General features: G+C 37.3%; 11 protein-coding genes. 7 read left to right on the forward strand and 4 right to left on the reverse strand.

Translation table 11 applies throughout. The annotated features are described in order from the left end of the window. The first annotated feature begins 192 nt into the window (after positions 1-192). Positions 193-1,821: an acyl-CoA synthetase gene (locus tag BEGALDRAFT_RS15545; protein ID WP_002691622.1), complete on the forward strand. Its 1,629-nt coding sequence runs from the start codon at positions 193-195 to the stop codon at positions 1,819-1,821. 149 nt (positions 1,822-1,970) lie between these two features. Continuing rightward, positions 1,971-2,771: an enoyl-CoA hydratase gene (locus tag BEGALDRAFT_RS15550; protein WP_002691623.1), complete on the forward strand. Its 801-nt coding sequence runs from the start codon at positions 1,971-1,973 to the stop codon at positions 2,769-2,771. Between the two features lie 91 nt (positions 2,772-2,862). On the opposite strand, the gene BEGALDRAFT_RS15555 is transcribed toward BEGALDRAFT_RS15550, so the two are convergent. Continuing rightward, complete coding sequence (locus tag BEGALDRAFT_RS15555; RefSeq protein ID WP_002691625.1) at positions 2,863-3,336, reverse strand: thioesterase family protein; 474 nt, start codon at positions 3,334-3,336, stop codon at positions 2,863-2,865. Positions 3,337-3,462: 126 nt separating this feature from the next. On the opposite strand from BEGALDRAFT_RS15555, the gene BEGALDRAFT_RS15560 reads away from it, so the two are divergent. Next, positions 3,463-6,396 carry a response regulator gene (locus tag BEGALDRAFT_RS15560; RefSeq protein WP_002691627.1) on the forward strand — a complete coding sequence of 978 codons (2,934 nt, stop codon included), beginning with the start codon at positions 3,463-3,465 and terminating at the stop codon, positions 6,394-6,396. Positions 6,397-6,421: 25 nt separating this feature from the next. On the opposite strand, the gene BEGALDRAFT_RS15565 is transcribed toward BEGALDRAFT_RS15560, so the two are convergent. From BEGALDRAFT_RS15565 to grxD, 3 genes are all read right to left on the reverse strand, one after another. After that, positions 6,422-7,858, reverse strand: a complete 1,437-nt coding sequence (locus tag BEGALDRAFT_RS15565; RefSeq protein WP_002691628.1) for a diguanylate cyclase — start codon at positions 7,856-7,858, stop codon at positions 6,422-6,424. Positions 7,859-8,012: 154 nt separating this feature from the next. Then, entirely contained in the window at positions 8,013-8,525 is a 513-nt protein-coding gene (locus BEGALDRAFT_RS15570) for a hypothetical protein (RefSeq protein ID WP_002691630.1), read from the reverse strand. 114 nt (positions 8,526-8,639) lie between these two features. Further along, a complete protein-coding gene (gene grxD / locus BEGALDRAFT_RS15575; protein WP_002691632.1) occupies positions 8,640-8,969 on the reverse strand; it encodes a Grx4 family monothiol glutaredoxin in 330 nt (109 codons plus the stop codon). A 199-nt stretch (positions 8,970-9,168) separates the two neighbouring features. Between grxD and dmeF the strand changes: the two genes are divergently transcribed. From dmeF to BEGALDRAFT_RS15595, 4 genes are all read left to right on the forward strand, one after another. Continuing rightward, a complete protein-coding gene (gene dmeF / locus BEGALDRAFT_RS15580) occupies positions 9,169-10,092 on the forward strand; it encodes a CDF family Co(II)/Ni(II) efflux transporter DmeF (RefSeq protein WP_002691634.1) in 924 nt (307 codons plus the stop codon). 137 nt (positions 10,093-10,229) lie between these two features. Continuing rightward, entirely contained in the window at positions 10,230-10,949 is a 720-nt protein-coding gene (locus BEGALDRAFT_RS15585) for a hypothetical protein (RefSeq protein ID WP_002691635.1), read from the forward strand. A 207-nt stretch (positions 10,950-11,156) separates the two neighbouring features. Then, entirely contained in the window at positions 11,157-12,908 is a 1,752-nt protein-coding gene (gene soxB, locus BEGALDRAFT_RS15590; protein WP_002691637.1) for a thiosulfohydrolase SoxB, read from the forward strand. A 93-nt stretch (positions 12,909-13,001) separates the two neighbouring features. Further along, entirely contained in the window at positions 13,002-13,232 is a 231-nt protein-coding gene (locus BEGALDRAFT_RS15595; protein ID WP_002691639.1) for a hypothetical protein, read from the forward strand. Positions 13,233-13,379 lie beyond the last annotated feature (147 nt).

Here is a 13,379-nt window from a genome sequence, read left to right on the forward strand (position 1 = left end):
ATCTTTTACTTTACAATAAATTCACTATGCCAATAAATTTGAAGTTTGTTGTGTAACAAATAGTTATTATGCTAGTGTTTAAGATAGTTTGAGTCATAACAAAAATTTTTCATGTATCCATTAAAAAGTATTTTTTCTTTTCATAAGAAAAACTTATAATGCTTACCTTTCCACATCACTTAGGAGGTGAAAATGTCCGCGAATCCTTATGAATTAGGGTTAGATAAAAATAATGCTAACTATGTTCCTTTGTCTCCGCTCACTTTCTTAGAGCGTGCAGCATATGTACACCCTAACCATATAGCCGTGGTACATGGTAATACTCGCTACACGTGGGCAGAAACGTATGCCCGTTGTCGTCGTCTTGCGTCTGCACTACATAAACGTGGAATAAAAGAAGGCGACACTGTTGCGGTAATGGCACCTAACGTGCCCGCAATTTTTGAGGCAAGTTTCGGTGTCCCCATGATTGGGGCAGTTTTAAATACACTGAATACCCGTTTAGACCCTGAAATGATTGCCTTCATGTTGCAACATGGTGAAGCAAAAATATTAATCACTGATAAAGAGTTCTCCCCTATTATCAGTCGTGCACTCCACTTTTTAGAAAAACCACCTATCATCATTGATATTGATGATGAAATGGCAAAATCAGGGAGTTTGTTAGGTGAAAAGGATTATGAATCCCTGCTAACAGAAGGCGACCCCAATTTTCAATGGCAATTACCTAAAGATGAATGGCAAGCCATTACCTTAAACTATACCTCAGGAACAACAGGCAATCCTAAAGGTGTGGTTTATCACCATCGTGGGGCTTATCTAAACTCCGTTAGCAACATCATTTCGTGGGAATTACCCAAACACGCTGTTTACTTATGGACATTACCCATGTTCCATTGCAATGGCTGGTGCTTTCCTTGGACAATGGCAGCAGTTGCAGGGACTAATGTCTGCTTGCGTCGCATTGAAGCAGACTTAATTTATGATTTAGTGGCTAATGAACAAGTAACCCACTATTGTGGTGCGCCGATTGTTCACAATATGTTACTCAATGCCCCGCGTGCCGTACGTGAGAAAAAACATCATTTAGTGAAGGGTATGATTGCTGCCGCCGCGCCTCCCGCCGCTGTGTTAGAAGGGATGGAAAAAAATGGCTTTAAAATCACACATGTTTATGGTCTCACAGAAACCTATGGTCCTTCTGTTGTGTGTGAATGGCATAACGAATGGGATAGCTTACCCATTGAAGACCGTGCCCGCTTAAATGCACGCCAAGGGGTTCGTTCTCACGTTTTAGAAGGATTAATGGTTGCTGACCCAACAACATTAGAGCCTGTTCCCTCTGATGGTAAAACCCTCGGTGAAATCTTCATGCGGGGCAATAACGTGATGATGGGCTATCTAAAGAACCCTAAAGCAACGGATGAAGCCTTTTCTGGTGGATGGTTTCATAGTGGCGACTTAGGCGTTATGCACCCCGATGGCTACATTGAAATTAAAGACCGCTCCAAAGACATCATTATTTCAGGTGGTGAAAACATCTCTACCATTGAGGTAGAAGATGTACTCTATCGTCACCCAGCCATTTTAGAAGCCGCTGTTGTTGCAAAACCTGATGAAAAATGGGGCGAGACACCCTGCGCATTTATCACCTTACGTGAAGATGCTGGCACAGTCACAGCCCAAGAAATCATTGAATTTTGTCGTTCACAAATGGCACACTACAAAATTCCCAGACATGTCGTTTTTGGACAATTACCTAAAACTTCAACAGGTAAAATTCAAAAATTTATATTACGAGATAAAGCGAAAGTAGTTTAATCACGAGGTCATTTCGATGACCGATTAAACCAGCAAGGACTGACAACCTTAACATGTTGCTCAGTCCTTTTTGCTTAATGTACTTCATCAATTACAATATACAACAACCTGTTGATACAAATTTTTACCAACAAAGGAGCAGAATACAAATGAATGCTGTGCTAGAGATAGAACAACAACCCTACTTACTTCGTGAAGACACACAACAAGGGATTACTACACTAACCCTTAATCGTCCCAAGCAATACAATGCTTTATCACAAGCCATGCTCAGTGCCTTACAACAAGCACTCGATGCGATTGCACAAGATAAACACGTTAAAGTCGTTATTATTGCGGCTGAAGGAAAAGCATTTTGCGCAGGACACGACTTAAAAGAAATTCGTAGCCAACATGAAGAAGCTTTTTGTCACTCATTATTCCAACAATGTGGCAAAGTCATGTTAAGCATTAACCAATTACCACAACCTGTTATTGCACAAGTACAAGGCATTGCAACTGCGGCGGGTTGCCAATTAGTCGCCGCTTGCGATTTAGCGGTGAGCGTTGATACGGCAAAATTTGCAACGTCTGGCATCAATGTTGGCTTATTTTGTAGTACCCCTGCCGTCCCTTTAAGCCGCAACTTACCACGCAAACAAGCGATGGAACTCTTATTGACGGGTGAATTTATTGACGCACAAACAGCACTACACTACGGTCTTATCAATCGTGTTGTCACAGCAGAACAATTAAATAGCAATGTTCAAGCACTGGCTGAATCGATTGTTGCAAAATCTACGACTGCCATTCGTATGGGAAAACAAATGTTTTATAAACAATTAGAAATGCCATTAACAGACGCATACCATTATGCTGCTGAAGTCATGGTCTGCAATATCATGGATGAAGATGCAAAAGAAGGGATTGACGCATTTACACAAAAACGGACACCCGTTTGGAAATCTTAACGAATCCACGCCAATGCGAAAAACAATAAATCGGTGACAATTATCTATAACGCCTTGCCAATATAGAAATATTGCAAGGCTTTTTTCATCTCTAACCAACCAAATAACAACCCGTACCTACGGCAATTAATAAATTTTCATCGTTATGCAACTCCATCCGTGTCACTGCGACTTTACGCCCACTCCGTAAAATAGTTGCCGTTGCAATAAAATAGTCACCACGACCAGGACGTAAATAATCGATACGCATATCAATCGTACCTGTTTTATCAATCCCCTGCATTCTCTCTGATTCGGTCAAATGTTCACGGCGTTGTTGAAACGAATTAGCAATAGCAATCATGCCACCAGCAACATCCAACACAGACGCGATAACGCCACCATGTAAAATTCTATGCACAAAATTACCAATCAACTCTTCACGCATATCAAAGCGAATTTTTACTTCATTTAAATGTAAAGAAACAATTTGAATGCCTAATAGTTTATTAAAAGGCATTTTCTCCTCAAATGTTGGTAACATTTTATTTAATAATGCATCTAACTCTTCGTCCGTTTCTTGCATATGCTAATTCCTATTCATGAAACATAATTCATCTTATGATGTATTGTTTAGGGTGTAGAATTTTGTTGCAAAGCAATAAATATTCAAGTTATCGACTAACAACTTAAAGATAATAATTTGTTATTTATGAAAAATAATTTATTAATGAAGCCTTATATACTCGCAACGATTTTATCGAGTTATTTAGCCCTTTTGCTATTCTTAACAGATGCTAAGAATACAACAAATAACTTATTTGTTTTCAGTCTTTTTTTAGTCTTTAGCTTGATATTAACGAGCATAATTACTTTTTTTCAGCAAAAAGAAAAAAATTATATTTTATCGTTGAAAACACAATTAAATATCTTACAAGTTGCTGTTAATAATGTTCCATTGGTAATTTGGCAAATTAATCAACAAGGAATCATCCAATTTTCAGCGGGACAATTGGACACATTTCACACAACAGCTAATCCGTTACAAGGCACTTCTATTTTTAAGGCTTATGAAGCCCTGCCAACTTTTTTACAAGATATTCAAAGCGCAATTGCAAGACGATTGCAGTATAAACAATTAAATTTAGAACAATCTAAACAAAATTATGATATTTACTATATTCCACTGAATGATAATGAATTACTGATTATTGCCTGTGATATCACGCCATCCTTACACAAAGCACAACGTTATCTACAACATATTAAATATCAAGATATTTTATTACAACATGTCACTGACGGTTTTTGCGTTGCTAATGAACACAATATCATTTCCCATATCAACCTAACATTATGTCAACTCACAGGTTACAGCAAAGAAGAGCTACAAGGACAATCTGTCTCCCGCATCATTCGCCAAGGCGGAAATAGTGATTTGCCTTATATACAATGGACAGGAGAGTTAATTCATAAACAAGGACATAGTGTTCATGCTTTTATTAACCGCTTTATTGTACGTCAACAGGAAGATGACCCACAAAAATCATTAATTTGTTACTTCGCGCAGGATTTAACACGTTATAAACAATTAGAAAGCGAGTTATATCAAATCAGAGAGATGCTAGAAACTTCACAACGCGCAAAGAGCACATTCATTAATATTATTAATCAAGGAATTAGAACGCCATTAAACAATATTATCGGCACAACCGAGTTATTACTAAAATCGCCCATAGAACCACGCCAACAACGCTACTCTGTAGAAACAATTAGAGAATCTAGCGAAAATCTATTGCACTTTTTTAATGACATATTAGTGTTTTCTCGTATTGAAACAGGACAGCTCAGTCAAGAACTCTCTACTATAGACATTCATGCAGTAATCGAAGATTTATTAGGACAATCCGCTTTAGCAATTCAACGAAAAGATTTAATTTTCGGCTGCCAATTTAGTTTTGCGGCGACACATTTATTCTCAGGCGATATCGACCAATTACGACAAATTGTAAGTAATTTATTAGGCTATGCCATCAAATCAACACAGCAAGGTAGTATCCTTTTAAAGGTTGATTTATTAGAAGAAACTGAAAAAAATGTTAAATTGCACATTACCTTAAATAGTCATGGATTGATTAACAGTTTTGTTTTAGAAGATTTATTAAGCACTACGCCAAACATGGATGCGACAACACACTATAACACTGATAACTTAAGTATTATGGTTGCCCGCCATTTAATTGATGTGATGGGAGGGACATTTAGTTTTTATCAACAAACAGAAGATCAAAGTACCCTATGGTTTGATGTTGTTCTACAAAAAACCCAAATTGTAAATACAACCTTAGGTAGCGCAGAACAACGGGCAAAATTACATAATAAACATGTACTACTTGTTGAATTAAATCCGCTATACCGTCAATTGATTAATGAACAATTGCAGTTATGGCACATACAAGTGGATTATGCGACAACCGTTACAGAATGTTTAGATAAATTATTAGACGCGGTTGCATTACGTCAGACATATGACGTTGTACTCATTGATAGTCGTTTACCCTATTTGGATGGAATGCAGTTATCACAAATTATTCATGCTAATCCACAGGTTAGTAATATACCACTCATTATTTTAATGCCTGAGGGGCAAGATTATCACACTGCTGCTGTGCTTAATGAGTACGTGTTGCATAGACCCGTTATGCCGTCGAAGTTGTTGCAACATCTATTTTCGTCTATTTTCAACAAGGTAGATATCATGAATATAGGTGCTGTTTCTCCCGTTGTTCGTGAAAAGTGTATTTTATTAGCCGAGGATAATTTAATTAATCAAGAGGTTATGAAAGACATGTTATTGCAACTAAACTGCCAAGTGACAGTTGTCAATAACGGCGAGGAGGCATTACAGGCATTAACACAGCATCGTTACGATTTGATTTTTATGGATTGTCAAATGCCAAAAATGGATGGGTATCAAGCGACAGAACAAATACGACGACAAGAAAAACAACATAAAAATAATATGATACATGTGCCAATTATTGCAGTTACTGCTAATGCTATTAATGGCGCACGTGAACGTTGCTTTATGGCAGGGATGGATGATTATTTAAGTAAACCAATTAATTCTCATGACTTAGAGCGTATGTTAATGCGATATTGCGGATTTACTTATGTACTAACCCAAGAAACCTCCGTTTTAGCAATTAATAAATTATTGGATCATCATGAGCATGAATTTATCGAAGATGAGACAATTTCTAGCTCGTCACATTTAGTCTCAATTAATACACAAGAGGATGTTTTATCTGCAAATATTATAGAAACAATGCGTATTGACATGCAAAAGCGAGGGATTAATTGGTTAATAGATTTATTTTTAACGGAATTTCCACGTTATCAAGCTGCAGTGTATGAAGCCATTGTCATGTTGGATAAAGATTTATTTTATCAAGCGGTGCATAAACTCAAAGGTGGAGCGGCAAGCGTTGGTTCAGTAAGCCTCGTTAATTTTTGTAAACGCTTGGAAACATTAAGCAAACAAAACAACTTAAATGAGGCTGCCGAATTAGTTGAAAAATACTTAGCAATGGAATGCAGTATTTTAGAAACTGCGTTATTAGAGGAAAAAAAGAAAGGAAAATAATATAAGTCATCAAGTGCTTATACTTTTACAAATTTGTTGAATCACCTACCAATTTATCAGCAACTTCTATTCGATTCCGTCCTTTAGACTTTGCTTGATAGAGCGCGTTATCCGCCTGCGAAATAATCACAGAATAATCAGGATGTCCTTCATGTAAAGCAATGCCAATGCTAATCGTAATATTAAAAGGCATTGATTTATTGAGATAAAAAGTATGTTGCTCTACCAAAGCTCTTAATTTTTCAGCAATCCGTTGTGCAACGTCTAAAGACACATCATTGAGCAAGACTAAAAACTCTTCGCCACCATAACGAAATACAAAATCTCCCGCCCGTACATGTGTCACAAATAACTCACCAACTTGAGACAAAATTGTGTCGCCATTATCGTGTCCCCATGTATCATTAATCTTTTTAAAAAAATCAATATCAACAAGCAGAACACAAAAGGGCGTTCCTTGTGTCGCGCTGATTCTAATCGCCCGTTGCATGATGGTAGGGATATAGCGTCGATTAAATAAATGCGTCAGTGGGTCTCGTCCACTTTCCATTTCTAAAGCGTGATTAATAAAAGATGATAAAAACCAAGATGCATGGGTAACTGCATCATTTAATTGATTAATAACAACCCCTAACTCTGCCATGAGGCTACGATCACGCAAATCAATCGATGTTTTTACTAATGCATTAATTTGTAGAAGCTGAGATTTTAAATGCTCTATCTCATACTGATGATCGATAAATAATAATTCCGCTTTATACGTCACCCATAAGCCAAAATCAGAACTAAAAATACTGGGTAATTGTTGAAAACTAGGGGCTGGCGTTTGGTACAAACTGGTTAAAATACGTCTTAACCAATCGAATAATAAGGAGCGTAAACGCTCACATTCCATTGCTAAACCTTGATTAATCGTATTCATCCGCAAGGCTTGCGCACTACGTTCATTCACAATGATGTCATTAAAATAACTTTCATTAATGAGGAATGAAGAATAATCCAGTAATTCTTCAACTAGACTGAGCGCGTTTGCCATTTCATTGCGTTCTAAACAAGAGGCGATAATAAACTGACGACATTCCCGCTTTAAAACTCGTATGCCATGATGTACTAAATAGATTGGAATATTGATACGTGCATGAATATTACCAACTTCTCTTTGTCGTTTAATATGTTGTTGTACTTCTTCCTCGTTAGAGGGAGTAAAAAGCTGTTTTACCCATTCAGCTAACGATGTACGCAAGCGTGTATCAACCAGCATATGATTTAAAAAAGGTTGTGCGCCAGAAATTGCCAACATTTCTGAATAAAAAACGCTTGCAATCTGTTCAGCCTGAGGCGTGACAATGGCAGCAACCTGCTCTAATAACGGTTGCGAATTTTGATAGATTTCTAATAATCTTTTTTGCTCAATATCTTTCACAGCAGTTTTATTATCATGATTAGGAATAACAGCAGGCATAATGGGTGACTTGTCAGCGTATTGGGTGAAAGACTAAAGTGTTCAGATAAAAAAACCACTGAGCAAGTTATTACAGTCGCATAGAAAATGCTCATTTTAATCTATTACATCATCATATCGCGTGTTGCCGTAAATGAATGTTATAGAACATATCTTAACTACAGAGACTTTGAATTAATGACGAAAAAAAAGATAAATATTCTTTATTGCTAAAAAATAAGACTAGCATAGACGAGAATAAAACAATGCCAAAAACAAACGCATAAAACATATATTGCCCCATAAAATCATATTCTTTCGTATTGATTTCTTTTTTTAGAATCGCCTCAAATTCTTTTTCAAAAGATGTCAACTCGTAGTAACTTAAACGGTTTTGATCATTTGAAGTTTTTAAGCCTTTCGTGAGCGCGTCTTTAGCAGCAGTCCTCAACACATTTTTTTTATTATTAACAATTAGATTAAGTTGCTTTTTAACTTTCGCTTGCAAAACGAGAAAGCCAATAGCAAAAGTGATTAACGTGATAAACAATATAAAAATAGCCAAAGGGACAAGCTCCAGATGAGTTGGTTGGTATCTATATGTAATAACACAGGCTAATAAAATTAATACGATATAGAAATCATCTTTTTTCTTTTTTAAGTATTCTTTAACTTTAACAAGTTGCATTTTATAAAAGTATGATTTTTAGCGATATCAAAGTTGCTTAGAAAACAAATGGACAATATGTAATCACTGACATATTGCCCACTCATAGTACTCTGGCTAATGCCATATCAAGCATTATGCCGTTTTTTGTTTTGCAATAGCTTGTTCTAACATTGGCTTTAATTCACCTTTTTGATACAACTCAAGGGTAATATCACAACCGCCAATGAGTTCTCCATCAACATAAATTTGGGGGAATGTTGGCCAATTTGCAAAACGGGGGAGATTTTGAAAAATTTCTGGATCTGCCAAGACATTCACATAGGCAAAATCAACACCACAGGCGTGTAATGCCTGTGCAGCACGGCTAGAAAAGCCACATTGTGGCAATTCAGGAGTCCCTTTCATATAAATAACAACAGGATTACTCTCAACTTGTTGTTTAATACGCTCTAAAACGTCCATACAGCAGTCTCCAACATTATGAAATAAAATCAAAAAACCTAAGGGCAAAATTGATTTTTTGTTTTGCGCACTATTGTCTTTTATTGCCTGCATTATTAATTGTGGCAATATAAAGCTAAATCAATAAAACGGTTTATTTTACCTAGAACTTTGATAAATTAACTAGGATATTTCATCCGAATGCTTTGGCTAATAACTCATGACTACAAAACACTATTGTCAATATGTCCATCAATTTGATGTACATAAGCAAAAAAATGAACTCAGTACCCAGCGCGTCACTTTACTCACTATTTTTATGATGGTTATCGAAGTCGCGGCAGGTCTTTTCTATGGCTCTATGGCATTACTGGCTGATGGTTTGCACATGGGCACTCACGCGCTTGCAATTGGTATTACTATCTTTGCTTATCGTTATGCCCGATTTCATCAAAATGATCCTAAATATAGTTTTGGAACAGGAAAAGTAGGGGTTTTAGGGGGATTTACTAGCGCATTAATTCTTGCTGTTGTCGCATTAATGATCGGCTTTGAATCCATGCACCGCCTATTTTTTCCACAAGAAATTCAGTTTAATGAAGCCATCTTTGTTGCTGTGATTGGGTTAATTGTTAATTTAATCAGTGCGGTTTGGTTACATGAAGGACATGATCATGACGAGCCTGATCACGATGATGACCACAATCATCATGCCACACACCACCATGATCATAATTTACGAGCGGCTTATTTTCATGTGCTTGCAGACGCATTAACCTCTGTTTTAGCCATTATTGCCCTGTTACTGGGTAAATTTTTCGGATGGATTTGGGTTGATGCGTTAATGGGCATTGTCGGAATGCTTGTTATTTTAAAATGGTCTTATGGCTTATTACGAGATACTAGCGATATTTTACTAGATAGTGGGATAAAAACTGATATTCTATCGGATGTTATCTCTACCATTGAAGCAGAAAAACATCATCGTGTACAGGATTTGCATGTATGGCGTATCAATGCCAATCAATCCGCAATCATCATTTCTATTATCGCTGAAAACCCCCATAATCCGTCATATTACAAACAGTTATTAGCACACAGAAGTGAGTTTGCGCATGTCACAGTAGAAATCAACATGGCGTAATAGATTTTTACAACAATGTTATTGCATCATGCATAATGATATTTTTAGCTTAACGGGTTTCTAAGTTCTTTGCTACTGATGCGACTGTTTAGCAACAACAATAACATTGTTTTGTATCTTTGATCGAGAGTAAAAAAATGTCTTCTATCGTACAGGCTAAAGCAGAAGTCCAAAAGCTCATTAGGCGTTATAACCAACTGAAGAATGAGGCTCAAGAGGCTGATTCAGCTGAAGCGTCTTCTCGAAAATCCGCTGAAGCGGAAAGATTAGCTTTACAAATTCGTTCATTACAAAGTGCTATCGTAAAATTACAGGCTGTTGCAGATGACACTTCTGAGACCTTCAAACGTGCAGAAGCGGAAAAAATAGAATTTGAAGCGCGTATTGCCTATCTTGAGCAAAGCCAAGAAAAAACGCGCGATCAAATTGATCAATTGTCTCAGGCTAAAATGGAGATGATCCGCTTAAAAAGTGAGGTTGATAGAATTGCTTCAGAACGTCAACATAAGGATGATAATTTACAGAAGCAGTTGACCGAATTGTTGAAAAAAACAGAGGCAGAGCAATTTCGTTTAAAGCAGGAAATTGAAATTATTCGCCATCAAGCGCAGAAAGATACGGAGTTATTGCGTTCGCAACGTGATACAGCACGGGCGCAAATAGAAGAACAACAACGTTTAGAAAAAGAAAAGTTGACTTCTTTACAAATTACGCTGAATGCAAAATATTTACGGATGAAATCTATGATGGCAATAGGCGTTAGTTTAGGGGTTACGGGCGGAATTTTATTGATGCTTATCATTATATTAGTCACGCCATTACTTGACCATTTAATTAAAAACGTGAAAGGCTGGTAAAACATTCTCTTGTTTGGTAGGACAAGGGAGTTATTTTATTATTCTCATTTTTTATGCGTTTTTAAGCAAAAAAAATTTTTTATTCCATTCAGATAGGCTTTTAACTATATTCCCTCTATCTACATATAATCGTTATAGCAGTTTGTAGATACAAAAAATGTTAGTATCTAGCGATATACTAATATTCTTTAACTTGGAGGGTTTTTCATGTTACTTAATCGCCGTCAGTTCATGCAAATCATGGCCGTTGCCAGTGCGGCAGGGCTACTTCCTCAAAAGATTTTTGCTCGACAAGCTAGTGATTTATACGATGTTCCTAACTTTGGGCAAGTTCGTTTATTACATATCACTGATACGCACGCACAATTATTGCCTTTATATTATCGTGAACCGCATATTAATTTAGGGTTTGATAGTATGCAGGGGCAAGTCCCCCATTTAGTTGGAAAAGCCTTGTTAAAACAAGCGGGCATTGCAGAAAATACACCTGAAGCACATGCTTTTACCTATCTTAATTTCAGTGATGCTGCTCAACAATATGGCAAGGTTGGCGGGTTTGCGCATTTAGCCTCGTTAGTCAAACAACTGCGTGATGGTTATGGTCGAGAAAAAACCTTGTTATTAGATGGTGGTGATACGTGGCAAGGCTCAGGCACTGCTTACTGGACACGCGGGCAAGATATGGTGGGGGCTTGTAACTTGTTGGGCGTGGATGTCATGACAGGACACTGGGAGTTTACCTATTTAGCGGAAGAGGTTTTAAAAAATCTACAAGCCTTTAAAGGGGAATTCGTTGCGCAAAATATTACTGTGCGGGAAGAAGCCTATTTATTTGAAGGTAAACCTGTTTATGATGAACAAACAGGACATGCTTTTAAACCTTATACCATTAAAACGTTAAATGGTATTCGTGTTGCGATTGTTGGGCAAGCTTTCCCTTACACACCGATTGCGAACCCTGCCCGTTTTATTCCCGATTGGACATTTGGCATTCAAGACAAAGCCATGCAAAGCCTTGTTAATGAGATTCGGGCAAAAGAAAAGCCTGAGCTCGTTGTTGTCATTTCACATAATGGCATGGATGTCGATTTAAAAATGGCAACGCAAGTAACAGGTATCGATGTCATTCTGGGGGGGCATACACATGATGGCGTGCCTAAACCTGTAGAAGTTAAAAATACGCAGGGAACAACCTTAGTTTGTAATGCGGGTTCTAATGGTAAATTTTTAGGTGTACTTGATTTTGCAATCAGTGATGGAAAAGTGAAGGGCTATCAATATCGCTTATTACCTGTCTTTGCGAATTTATTACCTGCTGATAAAGACATGCAAGCCTATATTGACCAAGCACGCGCGCCTTACTTGGATAAATTAACTGAAAAATTAGCGACAACAGACACATTACTTTACCGACGCGGTAATTTTAATGGAACATTTGACCAATTAATTTGTAATGCATTGCGCCAACAACATGACGCACAGATAGCACTTTCCCCCGGATTCCGTTGGGGAACGAGTATTTTATCTGGGCAAGCCATCACCATGGAAAATGTCTTAGATCAAACCTGCATTACCTATCCTGAAACTTATCGCCGTGAAATGACTGGCTCAGAAATTAAATTAATCCTAGAAGATGTCTGCGATAACTTATTTAATCCAGACCCTTATCGCCAACAGGGGGGGGATATGGTACGAGTGGGTGGGCTAAACTATGTCTGCGACCCTACAGCAGGCATGAACCAACGGATTAGCAATTTAACCTTAGATGATGGTACGGCTTTAGACATGGAAAAACGCTACCCTGTTGCGGGTTGGGCAACGGTTGGTAGTCAAGCAGAAGGGAAACCCATTTGGGACATTGTTGCAGAGTATTTACGGGCAGAAAAAGTGGTTAAAATTGAGAAAGTTAATATGCCTAAACTGCAACATGTAGAAAATAATTTAGGCTTTGATGAATAAATAATCGAATGTTAAGTATTTTGTTATTAAATCGTCATGTTAGCACAGTAATATAAAATAACGATAATTAATCAATCGTTTAAGGTGTTTATTATGCAATTTACTGTTGATGACAATTTAATCTACGCTGTGATAGAAAAAACGGGACTTGCTGGAGAATCAGCCATTGATATTGCGTTAAGACTGTTGATGGATACTTGTGAAGGAGAAACAACAGATGCAGAAATGGTGCGAAGATTAAAACACAAAAAGCTGTTGAAAGAACATATCATACTTTTAAAACAGCTAGATAACGCCACATTTTCTCGTTGTTTTCTTTCCTAAAGAAGATAACACAGGTATTTTACTTAACTCTGGTTTTGCGAGATTTAAAAACTAAAACAGAGACCTACTAGGTTTTCAAAACCTAGTAGGTCTGTCGGAACACACGAAAAGGGTTGACCAGACAAGCTGTTGTCTTTTTAACAGAAA

Source organism: Beggiatoa alba B18LD (genome assembly GCF_000245015.1).
In the GTDB taxonomy this organism is placed as follows: Bacteria; Pseudomonadota; Gammaproteobacteria; order Beggiatoales; family Beggiatoaceae; genus Beggiatoa; species Beggiatoa alba.